The sequence below is a fragment of the Cellulomonas sp. genome (genome assembly GCF_015234515.1).
Classification (GTDB): Bacteria; Actinomycetota; Actinomycetes; order Actinomycetales; family Cellulomonadaceae; genus Cellulomonas.
This window is the reverse complement of sequence record NZ_JADGMY010000010.1, coordinates 196,980-212,095: the sequence shown is the minus strand read 5'-3', so window position 1 is coordinate 212,095 and position 15,116 is coordinate 196,980. Positions and strand designations below refer to the sequence as shown.

The following is a 15,116-nucleotide window of genomic DNA, read 5'->3' as shown; positions in this document are numbered from 1 at the left end:
GGGGAGGGGACGGGGGACGGGTGCGGCGCCGGGACGCCGGGGTGGTCAGCGGGGCAGGCCCGCGGCGACCAGCGTGCCGATCTGGTCGACCGCCCACGGGTTCTGCAGAGAGGTCGTGTCGCCGAGCGTCGTGCCCTCGACGAGCTGCGCGAGCAGCCTGCGCATGATCTTGCCCGAGCGGGTCTTGGGGACCTCGGGGACGACCAGCACGTGGCGCGGCCGCGCGACGGGGCCGATCTCGCGTGCCACGTGCGCCCGCAGGTCCTCGCGCAGGCGATGCGTCGCGGCCAGCCACGCCTCGACGTCCTCGACCGGCCCGGGCGGCGTGCTGGGGACGACGAACGCCGCGATGCTCTGGCCGGTCACCGGGTCCGTGACGCCCGCCACGCCGGCCTCGCCCACGGCGGGGTGCGCGACGAGCGCCGACTCGACCTCGATGGTCGACAGGCGGTGCCCGGAGACGTTGATGACGTCGTCGATGCGGCCCAGGAGCCAGATGTCCCGGTCCTCGTCGTACGACGCGCCGTCGCCCGCGAGGAAGTACCCGCCGTGCGGGCCGTGGCCGGCGAACCGCCGCCAGTACGCCTCCAGGTACCGCTGCGGGTCGCGCCACACGGTGCGCGCCATGCCCGGCCACGGGCGCTCGACGACCAGGAAGCCGCCCTGTCCGGGCAGCACCTCGACGCCGTCCTCGCCCACGACCTTGGCCGCGATCCCCGGCAGCGGACGCGTCGCCGAGCCCGGCTTGAGGGTCGTGACCCCCGGGACGGGCGCGATCATCGCCGCGCCGGTCTCCGACTGCCACCACGTGTCGACGATCGGCACCTCGTCGCGGCCGAACGTGCGGCGGAACCACACCCACGCCTCGGGGTTGATGGCCTCGCCGACCGTCCCGAGCAGCCGGATGCTCGACAGGTCGTGCCCGCCGGGCAGCGCGTCGCCGAACCACGTCATGAACGTCCGGATGAGCGTGGGGGCCGTGTAGTAGGTGGTGACGCCGTAGCGCTCGATCACCTCGAGGTGGCGCTCGCGGTGCGGCGTGTCGGGCGTGCCCTCGTAGATCACCTGCGTGAGGCCGTTGGCCAGCGGGCCGTAGATCTCGTACGTGTGCGCCGTGACCCACGCGAGGTCCGCGGTGCACCAGTGCACGTCGTCGTCCTTGGCGTCGAAGACCGCCCAGTGGGACCACGCGGCGTGCGTGAGGTACCCGCCGGACGTGTGCACGAGCCCCTTGGGCCTGCCCGTCGTGCCGGAGGTGTAGATGACGAACAGCGGGTGCTCGGCGTCGAACGCCCGCGCCTCGTGGACGTCGGGCTGCCGGTCGACGACCTCGTGCCACCAGACGTCGCGCCCCGGCGTCCACGCGACGTCCTGGCCGGTGCGACGCACGACGAGCACGTGCTCGACGTGGTCGAGCCCCGCGACGGCCTCGTCGGCCGCCGACTTGACCTCGACGGCCTGCCCGCGGCGGAACTGGCCGTCGCTCGTCACCAGCACCTTGGCCTGCGTGTCCTCGACACGGAACCGCACGGCCTCGCCCGAGAACCCGCCGAAGACCAGCGAGTGCACGGCGCCGATGCGCGCGATCGCGAGCGTCACGACGACGGTCTCCGCGATCACCGGCAGGTACACGACCACGCGGTCGCCAGGCCCCACGCCGAGCTCGGTGAGCGCGTGCGCGGCCTGCGCGACCTCGCGCTGCAGCTGCGCGTAGGTGATCGAGCGGCGGTCGCCGCGCTCGCCCTCGACGTGCAGCGCGACCTTGCCGCCGCGACCCGCCGCGACGTGCCGGTCCACGCAGTTCACGGCGACGTTGAGCCGCCCGCCGACGAACCAGCGGGCCTCGGGGACGGTGAGCTCGTCGGCCTCGCCCCCCGCGACGGGGACGGGCGGGGACCACGTGTGCGCGGTATGCCAGGGCGTGTCCCACTGCAGGCGGCGCGCGGCCTCCTCCCAGAACGCGACGGGGTCGGCCTCGGCGCGGGCCCAGTCCTCGGGCCGGACGTTGGACGTCGCGGCCAGGTGCGCCGGCGCGGGGTAGGTGCGCGTCTCGGTCTGCAGCGCGGTCAGGGTGGTCACGCGAACCTCCGCAGGAGCTGCTTCTCGACGATCGCGACGATGGAGTCGGTGAGCTTGCCGATGAGCGCGAGCAGCACGATGGCGAGCAGGATCCGGTCGACCCGGCCGTTGTTCTGGGAGTCGATCAGCAGGAAGCCCAGCCCCATGGACGACGCGATGAGCTCGGCGGCGACCAGGAACAGCCACGCCTGCGCGAGGCCGAGGCGTAGGCCGGACATGACGGCGGGGAGCACTGCGGGCAGCTGCACGGACTGGAACAGCCGCACGCCGCGCAGCCCGAAGGCGCGACCGGCCTCCACGAGCTGGGGGTCGACGTGCCTCAGCGCGGCCGCGACGGTCGTGTAGACCGGGAAGAACGCGCCGATCGCGATGAGCGTGATCTTCGACTCCTCGCCGATCTTCAGCCACAGGATCAGCAGCGGGATCCACGCGAGCGACGGGACCGCGCGGACGGCGGCGAGCGTCGGTGCGAGCAGCACGTCACCGGCCCGCGACAGGCCGACGAACGCGGCGACGACCAGCGCGACCGCGGCGCCTATCGCGAAGCCGACGAACACGCGCTGGACGGAGATGGCGACGTGCGTCTGCAGGTCGCCGCGCTGCCAGAGGTCCACGGCTGCGTTCCACACCGACGCGGGGCTGGGCAGCTGGTACGGCGCCACGAGGCCGCTGGTCGTGACGTACTGCCACACGGCGAGCACGAGCAGCGGGAGCAGCGCGCCGCCGACGACGCGTGTGCCGCGCCGCGACCAGAACGACGCCGACGTCGGCCGTGCGGGCCCGCTGTCGTGCGGGTTGAGCGCTCGCAGCGGGCGCCCCTCGGTGTCGGTGACGGGTCCGGTGCCGGGAGTGCCGAGCACGGTCATGGAGCGCTCCTGGGGGAGAGGAGGAGGAAGGGTGGGGCGGTGCCCCGCCACGTCGCCGCGGCGGGGCACCGGTGCGTCAGTCCGCGAGGTTCGCGGCGTCGGCCTTCTCGGCGAACGCCGGCTCGAACAGCTCGTCGAGCGCCTTGTCGATCGTGGCCTGGTCCGCGACGTCACCGGACTCGACGAAGATCGGCCCGACGACCTCGAGCACCTTGCGCTGCGCGTCACCGGGCACCGGGTCGACGCCGAGGTTGGTGCGCTCGACGATGACCTTCTCGGCCACGGCCGGGTCGATCCCGGCGACCTCCGCGAGGATCGCGACGACCTCCTCCGGGTTCTCCTGCGCCCACGCGCGCGCCTTCTCGTAGGCGTCGACGACGACCTGCGCGAGGTCGGGGCTCTCGGTGAGGAAGTCCTCGGTGGCGTTGAGGAACCCGTACGTGTTGAAGTCGATGTTGCGGTAGATCAGCTTCGTGCCCGACTCCGCCTCGCTCGCGGCCATGATCGGGTCCAGGCCGGACCACGCGGCGACCGAGCCCTGCTCGAGGGCCGTCCGGCCGTCGGCGTGCTGCAGGTTCTGCACCTCGACCTGGTCGAGCGGCACACCGGCCTCCTCGAGCGTCTGCAGGAGGAAGAAGTAGGGGTCGGTGCCCTTGGTTGCGGCCACGGACTTCCCCGCCAGGTCGGCCACCGACGTGACGTCCGAGCCCGCGGGCACGACGATCGCGGCCCACTCGGGCTGCGAGTAGATGCCGATGGTGCGGATGGGCGAGCCGTTGGAGCGGGCGAGCAGCGCCGCCGAGCCGGCGGTCGAGCCCACGTCCACGGCGCCGGCGCGCAGGGCCTCGTTGGCCTTGTTGGAGCCGGCCGACTGCAGCCAGTTCACGGTGACGTCGTCGCCGAGCGTCTCCTCGAGCCAGCCCTGGTCCTTGATGACCAGGCTCAGGGGGTTGTAGGTCGCGAAGTCGATGTCGAGCGTGTCGGCGCTCCACCCGGCGTCGGCGGCGCCGGACGGCGCGGCGGCCTCCGGCTCGGCGTTCTCACCGGCGACGCAGCCGGTCAGCGCCAGGGTGGTCACGAGGGCCAGTGCGGTGGCGGAGACGGCGGTACGGATGGTCATCGTCGGTTCTCTCATCTCGGGGGAGGGGCCGGTCGGCCCGGGTGGGGCCGGCGCGGGGGCGCGCCGGTGGGCAGGGCAGGATCAGATGGAGTGGTGGAGGTCAGGGTCGAGCGGCGCGGGGTGGTGCGTGGCGACGCCGAGGCCCTCGAGCAGCTCGGCCCGCAGCTCCGCGAGCTGGTGGTCCGCGCGGTCCCGCGGGCGGGCGCCCGGCACGTCGATGACGCGCGCGACGGTCGGCGTGCCCTCGGGGCAGCGCGCGAGGTTGCGCAGCAGCAGCACGCGGTCGGCGAGGTAGAGCGCCTCCTCGACGTCGTGCGTCACCAGCAGCACGGTCGTCGGCTCGGCGGCGTGGACGTCGAGCAGCAGGTCCTGCATGCGCAGGCGCGTCAGGGCGTCCAGGGCGCCGAACGGCTCGTCGAGCAGGAGCACGCCGGGGTTGCGGGCGAGGGCCCGGGCGAGCGACGCCCGCTGCGCCATGCCGCCGGAGACCTGGCGGGGCCGCAGGCCGGCGGACTCCTCGAGGCCGACGAGCCGCAGCAGCTCGGCGACGCGTGCGCGGCCGGTCTGCGTGTCGGTGCCGCGTGGCAGGCCGAGCGCGACGTTGCCGGTCAGCGTGCGCCAGGGCAGCAGGCGCGGCTCCTGGAAGGCGACCGCGGTGCGGCGGTCGACACCGGCCAGCGGTGTGCCGTCGAGCAGGATGCGTCCGGAGTCGGGGGTGTCGAGGCCGCTGACCTGCCGCAGCAGGGTCGACTTGCCGCAGCCGGACGGGCCGACGAGCGCGACGATCTCGCCGGCGCGCAGCTCGAGGTCGACGGCGTGCAGGACGGTGCGCGTCCCCGACGGTGTGGGGAACGTGCGGCGCACGGCGTCGAGCGTCACGGTGTGCGCGCGGCGCTCGGCGGCGGAGGTCAGGCTCATGGGGGACGTCCGTGGGGTTCGGGCGCGGGCGTCCGGCGGGGGCCGGGCGGCCACGAGGGCGGGCACCGGCGGGGCGACCCGGGAGGGTCGGCGGGTTGCTGGGGTCAGCAGGTGCCGGTGCGGGGCTGCATGGGGCAGCACGGGCAACAGCGGCACATGAGGGAGGGGGTGACGCGGGCGGAGCGGGCGACGATCATCGCGGGCCTCCTGCCGGCGTCGGGGCGATCACCGGGCGATTCTCACGATGTGAGACTCGGTGACCACGTTTCGAGCAGACTGTAGCGGCACGCGCCGCCCCGCGGCAACGCTCGCCACCTGGCGGTCACCCGGCGGGCTGGATCTCCTGCGCGATCCACGCGGCGTAGCCCTCGCGTCCGCCGCCCTGACGCAGGTGGATGCCGTCGTCGTAGAACCACGAGAGGTTGGCCTCGCCGTTCGACTTCCAGTCGAGCAGGCGCGCGTGCGGGTAGTCGGGCACCACGCGCGCGAACAGCTCGTTGTCGTACTGCTCCCACGGCCGCGGGACGCGCACGTTGACGACGAACACGCGGTGGCCGGCCGTTCCCTCGAGCAGGCGCCGCAGGTCCTCCTCCGCCACCGGCCCGTTGGTGCCGCCGTGCACCACGACGGTGTGGCCGAGCGACCCCGCCGCCCTCGCGCCCAGCACGAGGTCGACCATCTCGCCGAACTGCCGCGACACGACCGCGTCCACCGCGACGCCGTGTGCGGCCAGGTCCGCCGCGGCGCCGAGCATGACGGAGTCCCCGAAGGCGGTGACCGTGCCGACCTCCTCGACCGGCGCCGGGTCGGGCGTGGGTGCGGCGCTCGGTGCTCGGTCCTGCTCCGGGACGACGGAGCCGATCACGTCGGGCACTGCCGAGGCGCTCGCACCCGGGGCGTCCGCCGCCGGGGTCCGGACCACCCCCACCGCGAGTGCGACCACCGTCGCGACGACCGCGGTGGTCACCGTGCCGGTGACCACCGCGCGCCTGAGCCGCCCGGGTCCCGGCGTCCGCAGGCGGCCTACCACGCGCCGCAGGGCGCCGCGCCGGACCGGCGTCTCGACCCACCGGTACGACGCCTCGGCCAGCAGCAGCGTCAGCCCCACACGTACGAGCGGCGCGGCCCAGTCCGGCAGCGTGACGTCCTGGTCGGGGCGCGTCAGCATCAGCACGGGCCAGTGCCACAGGTAGATCCCGTACGAGCGCTCGCCCAGCCACCGCAGCGGCTGCCGTGCGAGCGCCCGCCCCAGCAGCCCCGCGGGGTCGGAGGCGGCGCCGACCAGCACCATGGTCAGTCCCGCGAACGCCAGAAACCCGCCCCGGTACAGGCCCACGGAGTACTCGTCGACCAGCGCGACGCAGGCGACCACCCCTGCGAGCGCCACGACGCCGAGCACGTCGGCGATCCCCGCCTCGAACCGTCGGACCGCGTCACCGCGCTCGGTGACCCACGACCCGGCGGCCCGCCAGGTGCGCCACGGCTGCCAGACGGTCGCCGCGGCCACGCCCAGCAGCAGACCCATGGCGTGCGTGTCCGTGCCGACGTACACGCGCGTGGGGTCCTGCGGCACCGGCATGCCGGCACGCGTCGCCAGGACGCCCATCGCGACGGTCGACGCGACGGCCAGGGCGGCGGCGACCTGCCCGACGCGGGCCCGGCCCGCGCGCAGCGCGAGCAGTGCCACGAGCGGGACGACGAGGTAGAACTGCGCCTCCACGGCCAGCGACCACAGGTGCTGCAGCAGCGGTGGGCGCCCCGTCAGCTCGAAGTACGAACGGTCGGCGACCACCTGCCACCAGTTGGACGTGTACGTCAGCGCCGCGAGGAGGTCCCCACGCAGTGACGTGAGCGCGTCACGCGCGACGAGCCCGGCGGCCGCCGTGCCGGCGAGCACCACGAGCAGGGCGGGGACGAGCCGGCGCACGCGCCGCGCGAGGAACCGCCCGGTGCGAAAGCGCCCCGTCGCCTCGACCTCGTCCAGCACGAGGGTCGCGACGAGGTAGCCGGACAGCACGAAGAAGACGTCGACACCGAGGAACCCGCCGCGGGCCCACGGGACGCGCAGGTGGTACAGCAGCACCGCGAGGACGGCGAGCGCCCGGACGCCGTCGAGGCCCCGCAGGTGGGGGAGCCGGCCGGCAGGGGGCGGTGCGTCTGCGGAGGGGGTCGCCGGACGCGTCGCGACGTGCTCGACGACTGCCACTGCGACCCCTTGCGGACGTGCCCTGCGCGATCCGACGTGCCCCCGGCCGGCGCGTCGTCCGACTCAGGCTAGGCCGGTTCCGAGGCGGGACGGTCCGTGGGTCCGTCGTCGTGACCAGCATCACGCCACAGGGCCGCGATCCGGGCCAGGGCGCGCGGGTCGGCCTGGGCGAGCACGGTCGTGACGGCCGTGGCGCGCCACACGGGGAGCTGGGCGCGCACGTCGTCCTCGGTGCCCACGAGCGCGATGTCGCGCACCAGCTCGGTCGGCACCGCCGCGGCCGCCCGCGCCCGGTCCCCGGCGAGGTAGTGCGCCTGGATCTCGTCGCACGCCTCGGTGTAGCCGAGCCGGTCGAGGACGTCGCGGTGGAAGTTGGCGCCCTTGGCGCCCATCCCGCCGGCGTAGAGCGCGATGAAGGGGCGCACCACGTCGGCGGCCTGCTCGACGTCCTCGCCGAGGACCACGGGCACCGTGGCGACGACCTCGAACTCCTCGGGCGGCCGGCGGTCCGGGGAGCGACGCGCGAACCCCTCGGCGAGCAGCTCGCGGTACGTGGCGTCCATGCGGGGGGAGTAGAACAGCGGGAGCCAGCCGTCGGCGATCTCGGCGGTCATCGCGATGTTGCGCGGTCCCTCGGCGGCCAGGTGGATCGGCAGGTCGGCGCGCAGCGGGTGGACGGTCGAGCGCAGCGCCTTGCCCAGGCCGGCGCCCTCGTCGGCGGGCAGGGGCAGGCGGTAGAAGGTGCCGTCGTACGTCACCGGCGCCTCGCGCGCGAGGACCTGTCGCACGACGTCGACGTATTCGCGCGTGCGAGCGAGCGGCCGCGGGTAGGGCTGCCCGTACCAGCCCTCGACGACCTGCGGCCCGGACGCCCCGAGGCCGAGGACGAAACGTCCGCCCGACAGGTGGTCGAGCGTGAGTGCCGCCATCGCGGCCGCCGTCGGGGTGCGCGCCGAGATCTGCGCGATAGCGGTGCCCAGGCGCACGCGGCGCGTGCCGGCACCCCACCACGCGAGCGGCGTGAGCGCGTCGGAGCCGTACGCCTCGGCCGTCCAGACGGAGTCGAGGCCGAGCTCGTCGGCCGCACGGACCGCCTGCGCCGCGCCCGGCGGGGGACCCGCCGACCAGTAGCCCGTGTGGTACCCGAGGCGCATGCGGTGCTCCTTCTCGTCGCCGTCGACGTGCGCCCGCCCGGGCGCCCGGGCGACGTTACCGGGCGGTCGTCGTACCGCGCGCCCGGTCCGCGAGGGTGTTGAGGAGCGCGGCCGCCGTCGCCGCGTCGTCGACCGTCACGACCGTGACGCGCCCGCCCGTCCGCTCCACCTGGATCGCCTCGCCCTTGCGCAGCACGAACCCGGCCCGCCCGCCGGCACCCACGCGGTAGCCCCAGCCACCGAACTCGCCGAACGGGTCGACCTGCGTGGCGCGCGCGGCGACGACCTCGTCGAGGGGGACGCGGACGGCCGGCCACCCCAAGGGCGAGCGGGCGACCAGCCCGCGGTCGTCGACGCTCACGTGCAGCGCCAGCGTGGAGACCAGCAGCAGCGCGATCCCTGCCCCGACGAGCAGCATCGCGGGCGTCCGGAGCACGAGTGCCAGCACGACGTTGACGAGCACCGCCACGGCACCGACCCACGCGCCGGCCTGGCTGGTGACCGATCGGCTCCAGGCGGCGGGCTCGTCGGGTGCGAGCGCCGTGCGGGGCGCGGACGGGTCGACCGGCGCGTCGCTCGGGATCGGCCGGCCGCGCGGCACGACCAGCGCGGCGAGGACGCCGGCGACGATCCCGCCGCCGAACGCCCACACGGTGACGTGCCCGATCCCCGGCGCGTCGGCCGCGTCGGCGAGGTCCAGCTGCACGGACAGCGACCCGAGCACCACGACGGATACCAGCACCGCCAGACCGGTCGCGAACCCTGCGGAGAGCCGGCGGACGGAGTCGTCCCGTCCCGTCCAGAACGCGAGGGCCCACATGCCGAGCGCGAAGAGCGGCACGAACAGCAGGGGGATCGCGACGGCGTCCTTGAGCGAGCCGAAGCCGTCCGGGCGCATCGCGGCGTCCCAGTGCACCGCGAGCGGGTCGGGCAGGCGGGGCGTCCACGATAGCGCGACGCCGACCGTCACCGCGAGCACCAGGAGGGGCGCGACCAGGGTCGTCACCGTGGTCGCGAGCCGGTGCGGGGGGGTCGGGCGGGGCGCGGTCATCGCAGAGGTCTCCTCGCCGAGGGCGGTCACGGTCGCGGGCGCGACGGGAGCACCCTACGTGCGGCCCGCCCCGTCAGATGTAGATGGCGGGGTCGTCGACCTCGACGTCGAACGGGACATCGGTGCCGCGCCGGCGGATCTTGGCGGGCACACCCACGGCGATGGCGCCGGCGGGCACGTCGGTGATGACGACGGCGTTGGCGCCGACCTGCACGTCGTGGCCCAACCACACCGGGCCGAGGATCTTCGCTCCCGCGCCCACCACGACGCGGTCACCGAGCGTGGGGTGCCGCTTGCCGCGCTTCATCGAGCGGCCGCCCAGCGTGGCGCCGTGGAACAGGACCACGTCGTCCCCGACCTCTGCCGTCTCGCCGATCACCACGCCCATGCCGTGGTCGATGAACAGCCGCTGGCCGAGTCGCGCCCCGGGATGGATCTCGACGCCCGTCGCGGCGCGCGCCGCCTGCGAGACGAGCCGGGCCGGCAGCCGCAGGAATGGGACGGCCCACATGTGGTGGGCGAGGCGGTAGACCCAGATCGCGTGCACCCCGGGGTAGGCCAGCGCGACCTCGAGCAGCGAGCGCGCCGCCGGGTCGTGCTGGTGCGCCGCGTCGAGGTCGTCGCGCAGCGTGCGCAGGAAGCGGTGCAGGGGACGCATGGCGGGGCTCCGGGTCACGGGTGGGGTGTCCGCCGGTGGGCGGACGCTGCTAGCCCGGCCGTCGTCGGTGAGGACGACGGCCGGGCTCGGCGCTCAGTCGAGCAGGTCGGCGTAGAGCACCGAGGACAGGTAGCGCTCCCCGAACGACGGGATGATCACGACGATCAGCTTGCCCGCGTTCTCCGGGCGCTGCGCCAGCAGGGTCGCAGCGTGCAGGGCGGCGCCGGACGAGATCCCGACGAGCAGGCCCTCCTCGCGCGCGGCGCGCCGGGCGACCGAGATGGCCGTCTCGGCGTCGACGTCGATGACCTCGTCGTAGACCGTGGTGTCGAGGATCTCGGGCACGAAGTTGGCACCGATGCCCTGGATCTTGTGCGGGCCGGGCGCGCCGCCGTTGAGGATCGGGGACTCGGCCGGCTCGACGGCCACGATCTGGATGCCGGGCTTGCGCTCCTTGAGCACCTGGCCCACACCGGTGATGGTCCCGCCCGTGCCGATGCCCGCGACGAGGATGTCGATCTCGCCGTCGGTGTCCGCCCAGATCTCCTCGGCCGTCGTGCGGCGGTGGATCTCGGGGTTGGCCTCGTTCGCGAACTGCCGGGCGAGGACCGCGCCCGGGCGCTCGGCGACGATCTCGTTGGCACGGTTGACCGCGCCCTTCATGCCCTCGGAGCCGGGGGTGAGGATGAGCTCGGCGCCGAAGGCCCGGAGCAGCGCGCGCCGCTCCTTCGACATCGTCTCCGGCATCGTCAGGACGACCTTGTAGCCGCGGGCCGCGCCGACGAACGCCAGTGCGATGCCGGTGTTGCCGCTCGTGGCCTCGACGATCGTGCCGCCGGGCTGCAGGTCACCGGACTTCTCGGCCGCGTCGATGATCGCGACGCCGATGCGGTCCTTGACCGAGCTGGCGGGGTTGTAGAACTCCAGCTTGCCGACGACCTGGGCGGGCGCGCCGTCGGTGATCTTGTTGATGCGGACGAGGGGGGTGTTGCCGATCAGCGCGGTGGCGTCGTCGTAGATGCGGGCCATGGTTCCTCTTCGGTCGAGCCGTGCCCGTCAGGGCCGGCGGTGCGGGGGATGTGCGAGGGTGCGCCGGGGCGACGCGGGTGGGGCCGGGGGAGGCGCGCCGCAGCGGGTCCTCCGGGGCGAGCGCTGGGCGAGGGTGCACCCCAGGGGTGCGTGCACGTCAGGCGTGCGGGAGCGGCCAGCGCTCTACCGACACCGACAACAGGTGCACGCCACGCAGGCGCGCAGGACGTGGGCAACGGCGGCGGTGTGCACGCGCATCGCTCTCCTCGTCCAGGGGCCGTGGGCCGGCCCGGGGCACGGACGTCGGCCCGTGGTCGAGCCGACGCTAGCGTCAACACGGTAGCGGGCGCAAAGGTTCCCGTGAGACGGCGGTCCCGCGATGCGGACAGCAGGACGTCGCCCCGCCGGACGGCCGACGACGGGTCCACCCGGCGGGGGACGTCAGCGCTGACCTGCCCCGCTACGGTCGTCGACGTGCTCCCGCGTCGTCCCCCGGCCCCGCTCGCCGTCATCGGCCTGGTGGTCGTCCTGAGCCTGTCTGCCTGCGCAGCGCAGGCGGGCGGGGCCGCCCGCGTCGCGGACGACCGCGACACGGGCGCTCGCGACACGGACGCCCGCGGTTCCCGGACGGGCGAGGAGGTGGACTGCGCGCTGATGCTCGACTTCCTCGCGACCACCACCGAGCTGCCCGGGAACGCGCTGTGCCGCCGCACGACCGGGATCGACACGCTCTACGAGGCGCAGACGACGGCGGCCTTCGACGCGGTGGACGCGTGGCTCGCGGACGTGCGGCCCGGAGCGGTGCTGGGGGACACCTGCGCCGGGGTCGTCGACCGGTGCGTGCAGGTGTTCCGCGACCCGGAGGCGCCCGGCGCGTGGCACGTCCTCGATGTGGACGTCACCGGCACCGGGCCGGACGCCGCCGTGCACGTCGCCGCCTTCGACACGTGATGTCGTCGCACACCCGGTGCCGGTCGGCGGGCGGCGCGGGCATCGCGGCGAGGGTGCGCGGGTAGGGTGAGCGCGTGCCCTGGCCGCAGCAGCGACCAGGGTGCACGGGGTGTGGCGCAGGTTGGTAGCGCGTCCGCTTTGGGAGCGGAAGGTCGCCGGTTCGAATCCGACCACCCCGACCCAGCGCGTCCAGGTGGTCGCCGGCACCGGTGCCGCGCGCCGAGGTCAGTCCTCAGTGCCGCACACGCGTGCAGGGACGCGCGCGGGGACGAGGCGCTCGAGCCGGTGGTGGCCGAGCACGTGGCGGCCGTCCGCGTCCCGCCACGACGCCCCCGCATCGGTCAGGATCCGAGAAGCGCCGCCGCCGCCGCGGCTCCTAGCGTCGGAGTCGTCCCCACGAGCACCGGACGACGGGAGAGGGCGATGAGCACGTCGAGCACGCAGTCCACCGAGGGCACGTTCACGGCAGCCGAGCGCGCCGCCATGAAGGAGCGTGCCGCCGAGCTCAAGGCCCAGTCGGTGCGCGGGGGCAAGGCCACCAAGGCGGCCCAGCTCGAGGCGGCCGTCGTCGCCGCGATCGCCGCGATGCCGGACGGGGACCGCGCGATCGCCGAGCGCGTGCACGCCATCGTGCAGGAGGTCGCCCCCCACCTCACGCCGCGCACCTGGTACGGCATGCCCGCGTACGCGAGGGACGGCAAGGTCGTGTGCTTCCTCAAGCCGGCGGACAAGTTCGGATCCCGGTACGCGACGCTCGGGTTCGAGGACCCGGCGGCGCTCGACGACGGCGCGATGTGGCCGACGTCGTACGCGCTGACGTGGATGACCGAGGAGGTGGCGGCGACGATCGCCGGCCTGGTCCGGCGCGCCGCCGGCTGAGGTGCGTTCACCCTCGGAGCGGACGACGGGAATCGAACCCGCGTAGCCAGTTTGGAAGACTGCACTCTGCAGCGCGCTGACCTGGAGTGATGCCCCGTTCCATCGCCAGTCGGGAACTGACTCGGATCCGACGGGCACGCCCACGATCGCTGCGAGTCTGTCGTCGTAGCTGGTCAGGTCGGTGGACTCTGCTCCCCGCTGAGCCGGCACGAGCGATGCGTTGTGGCCCCATCTGCGTCGCCGATCAGGTCGCCAGTACGGGGACGGGAGAGAGGCAAGCGAGCGCGGTGCGATGAGGGCGGCGGCGCTCGACGCGGCGATCCGGGCGCCGCCGCGGTTCCATGACCGTGAGCCGTAAACCGCGAACACGGTCGCGGGCAGGCCGGGCAATGAGGAGGGTGCGCGACTCGTCAAGGGGTTGTTCTCGGCACTGCCACGGGGCTAGTTTCAGACCATGCCGCCGCCCGTTCCGCTCGGGCGGCACACCTCACGTACCGGCTCCTTTGCCGACGTCACGCGACTTGGATTTCGGGACTTCACCGGGTCGACGATCACGGTCGCTGGCGCGGTGACGTAGTGCGCGTGGGCCTACGCCCGGCGCCTCAGATGTGACTGCCGTGATCACCGAGCCAGGGGGCGAGGATGCCGGTCAGCACGGCGACTCCGGGCGTCTTCGTCGAGGAGGTCCCGAGCGGGACCCGTACCCTCACGGGCGTCGCGACGTCGATCACCGCCATGGTCGGACGCACGCGGCGTGGGTCGGTCGACGTGCCGTTGGACTGCGCGAGCTGGCCGGACTTCGAGCGCCGCTGCGGCGGCTTGTGGGCGGAGTCCGAGCTCGGCTATGCCGTCCATCACTTCTTCGTCAACGGTGGAGGTCGCGTCCTCGTCTCACGCGTCGCCGCTGGAGCTGCGACCGCGACCCACGGCCTAGGCGGGGCCGGTGGACTGCGGCTCGCCGCCGCCGACCCCGGCTCCTGGGGCGACCGGCTCCGGGTCAGCGTCGACCACGGTGTCGCCGGCAGTGTCACGGCGGTGTCGGGGCCAGACGCGTTCCACCTCACTGTCGAGGAGATCGACCCGGCGGTGGAGGTCCTTCGAGGCTACGAACAGGCGGTGGTCGCCCGCGAGTTCTTCACGCATGTGTCGGTCGACCCGTTGTCCCCCCGCTACGTCCACACGGTGCTCGCGCAGCAGTCTGCGCTCATCCGTGCCACAGCTGTCCCGGCTGCTCGACCGGCGGCCGGGGCGAGGCTGCCCTTCGGAGGTGGCTCCGACGGCTCCGTCGCGCAGGCCACGGACGCGGCCTTCGAGGCGGCGATCGGCCGGCTCGACCAGGCGGACTTGGTCAACCTGATGAGCGTGCCGCCCATCGCGCGGGACCGGCCGACGAGCGCAGCGACGTGGGCCGCCGCGCTGGCCTTCTGCGAGCGCCGCCGTGCGGTGCTTCTCGTGGACCCGCCTGACAGCTGGACGAGGACGGCGGACGCCGCGGATCTCGTGGGCGGGATGGACGCGTTCCGCAGCAACAACTCGGTGTTCACGTTCCCTCGCGTGATGGCGGCCGATCCGCTGCAGCAGAACGCGAGCCGGCCGTTCGCACCTTCGGGAGCCGTGGCGGGCGTGATCGCCCGGACCGACGCCGCTCGCGGGTTCTGGAAGGCGGCCGCCGGCACCGAGGCCACCCTGCGCGGGCTCGCCGGCCTCGAGCGCACCTTGACCGACGACGACAGCGGCCTGCTCAACCCGCGTGGCGTCAACGCGCTGCGCGAGCTGAGCGTCGTCGGTCCGGTCGTCTGGGGCGCCCGCACCGGTCGGGGTGCCGACGTCATGGCCTCCGAGTGGAAGTACCTCCCGGTACGGCGGACGGCCCTGCACATCGAGGAGTCGCTGGTCCGCGGCCTGCGGTGGGCGGTGTTCGAGCCCAACGACCACGCGCTGTGGGGCCAGCTGCGGGCGTCCGTGACCGGGTTCATGCAGGACCTCTTCCGCAAGGGGGCCTTCTTCGGCACCACGCCGAGCGAGGCGTACCTGGTCCGGTGCGACGCCACGACGACGACCCCTGCGGACGCCGCCGTCGGGGTGGTCAACGTGGTCGTCGGCTTCGCGCCGCTGCGGCCGGCCGAGTTCGTGATCCTTACGTTCCAGCAGATGGCTGGCCAGTCGGCCACCTGAGCCGGACCACCGTCCAGGGTCGTCGTCCTG

Annotated in this window: 12 protein-coding genes and 1 tRNA gene; 4 read left to right on the top strand and 9 right to left on the bottom strand. The window is 74.2% G+C overall.

Translation table 11 applies throughout. From position 1 onward, the window contains the following. Nucleotides 1–45: 45 nt before the first annotated feature. The 9 genes from acs to cysK form a co-directional block, all read right to left on the bottom strand. Nucleotides 46–2,079, bottom strand: a complete 2,034-nt coding sequence (gene acs, locus IR158_RS03270; protein ID WP_291809444.1) for an acetate--CoA ligase — start codon at nucleotides 2,077–2,079, stop codon at nucleotides 46–48. Next, nucleotides 2,076–2,945: an ABC transporter permease gene (locus IR158_RS03265; RefSeq protein ID WP_291809442.1), complete on the bottom strand. Its 870-nt coding sequence runs from the start codon at nucleotides 2,943–2,945 to the stop codon at nucleotides 2,076–2,078. Before IR158_RS03265 ends, acs begins: the two co-directional genes overlap by 4 nt. Before the next feature lie 76 nt (nucleotides 2,946–3,021). Next, nucleotides 3,022–4,065 carry an aliphatic sulfonate ABC transporter substrate-binding protein gene (locus IR158_RS03260; protein ID WP_291809439.1) on the bottom strand — a complete coding sequence of 348 codons (1,044 nt, stop codon included), beginning with the start codon at nucleotides 4,063–4,065 and terminating at the stop codon, nucleotides 3,022–3,024. Between the two features lie 81 nt (nucleotides 4,066–4,146). Continuing rightward, a complete protein-coding gene (locus tag IR158_RS03255) occupies nucleotides 4,147–4,983 on the bottom strand; it encodes an ABC transporter ATP-binding protein (protein ID WP_291809435.1) in 837 nt (278 codons plus the stop codon). A 322-nt stretch (nucleotides 4,984–5,305) separates the two neighbouring features. Continuing rightward, entirely contained in the window at nucleotides 5,306–7,189 is a 1,884-nt protein-coding gene (locus IR158_RS03250) for an acyltransferase family protein (RefSeq protein WP_291809431.1), read from the bottom strand. 68 nt (nucleotides 7,190–7,257) lie between these two features. Beyond that, nucleotides 7,258–8,343 carry an LLM class F420-dependent oxidoreductase gene (locus IR158_RS03245; protein WP_291809428.1) on the bottom strand — a complete coding sequence of 362 codons (1,086 nt, stop codon included), beginning with the start codon at nucleotides 8,341–8,343 and terminating at the stop codon, nucleotides 7,258–7,260. A gap of 55 nt (nucleotides 8,344–8,398) precedes the next feature. Beyond that, entirely contained in the window at nucleotides 8,399–9,394 is a 996-nt protein-coding gene (locus IR158_RS03240) for a DUF1648 domain-containing protein (RefSeq protein WP_291809426.1), read from the bottom strand. Nucleotides 9,395–9,467: 73 nt separating this feature from the next. Next, entirely contained in the window at nucleotides 9,468–10,052 is a 585-nt protein-coding gene (epsC, locus tag IR158_RS03235) for a serine O-acetyltransferase EpsC (RefSeq protein WP_291809424.1), read from the bottom strand. Nucleotides 10,053–10,145: 93 nt separating this feature from the next. After that, complete coding sequence (gene cysK, locus IR158_RS03230; protein WP_291809423.1) at nucleotides 10,146–11,081, bottom strand: cysteine synthase A; 936 nt, start codon at nucleotides 11,079–11,081, stop codon at nucleotides 10,146–10,148. A 474-nt stretch (nucleotides 11,082–11,555) separates the two neighbouring features. Here cysK and IR158_RS03225 point away from each other — a divergent pair, with 474 nt between their 5' ends. The 4 genes from IR158_RS03225 to IR158_RS03210 all read left to right on the top strand — a co-directional run bounded on the left by IR158_RS03225 (nucleotide 11,556) and on the right by IR158_RS03210 (nucleotide 15,086). Further along, nucleotides 11,556–12,032, top strand: coding sequence for a hypothetical protein (locus IR158_RS03225; RefSeq protein WP_291809421.1), 477 nt, complete (start codon nucleotides 11,556–11,558; stop codon nucleotides 12,030–12,032). 105 nt (nucleotides 12,033–12,137) lie between these two features. Continuing rightward, nucleotides 12,138–12,211 (top strand) — tRNA-Pro (locus IR158_RS03220). A 244-nt stretch (nucleotides 12,212–12,455) separates the two neighbouring features. Continuing rightward, nucleotides 12,456–12,911 (top strand): iron chaperone, encoded by a 456-nt coding sequence (locus tag IR158_RS03215; RefSeq protein WP_291809419.1) that lies wholly within the window; start codon nucleotides 12,456–12,458, stop codon nucleotides 12,909–12,911. A 642-nt stretch (nucleotides 12,912–13,553) separates the two neighbouring features. Continuing rightward, entirely contained in the window at nucleotides 13,554–15,086 is a 1,533-nt protein-coding gene (locus IR158_RS03210) for a phage tail sheath C-terminal domain-containing protein (protein WP_291809417.1), read from the top strand. Nucleotides 15,087–15,116 lie beyond the last annotated feature (30 nt).

Excerpts from the sequence above, each read along its gene's own strand:
- IR158_RS03265 (WP_291809442.1), bottom strand. The coding sequence starts at position 2,945 with ATGACCGTGCTCGGCACTCCCGGCACCGGACCCGTCACCGACACCGAG.
- IR158_RS03260 (WP_291809439.1), bottom strand. The coding sequence starts at position 4,065 with ATGACCATCCGTACCGCCGTCTCCGCCACCGCACTGGCCCTCGTGACC.
- IR158_RS03255 (WP_291809435.1), bottom strand. The coding sequence starts at position 4,983 with ATGAGCCTGACCTCCGCCGCCGAGCGCCGCGCGCACACCGTGACGCTC.
- IR158_RS03245 (WP_291809428.1), bottom strand. The coding sequence starts at position 8,343 with ATGCGCCTCGGGTACCACACGGGCTACTGGTCGGCGGGTCCCCCGCCG.
- IR158_RS03240 (WP_291809426.1), bottom strand. The coding sequence starts at position 9,394 with ATGACCGCGCCCCGCCCGACCCCCCCGCACCGGCTCGCGACCACGGTG.
- epsC (WP_291809424.1), bottom strand. The coding sequence starts at position 10,052 with ATGCGTCCCCTGCACCGCTTCCTGCGCACGCTGCGCGACGACCTCGAC.
- cysK (WP_291809423.1), bottom strand. The coding sequence starts at position 11,081 with ATGGCCCGCATCTACGACGACGCCACCGCGCTGATCGGCAACACCCCC.
- IR158_RS03215 (WP_291809419.1), top strand. The coding sequence starts at position 12,456 with ATGAGCACGTCGAGCACGCAGTCCACCGAGGGCACGTTCACGGCAGCC.
- IR158_RS03210 (WP_291809417.1), top strand. The coding sequence starts at position 13,554 with ATGCCGGTCAGCACGGCGACTCCGGGCGTCTTCGTCGAGGAGGTCCCG.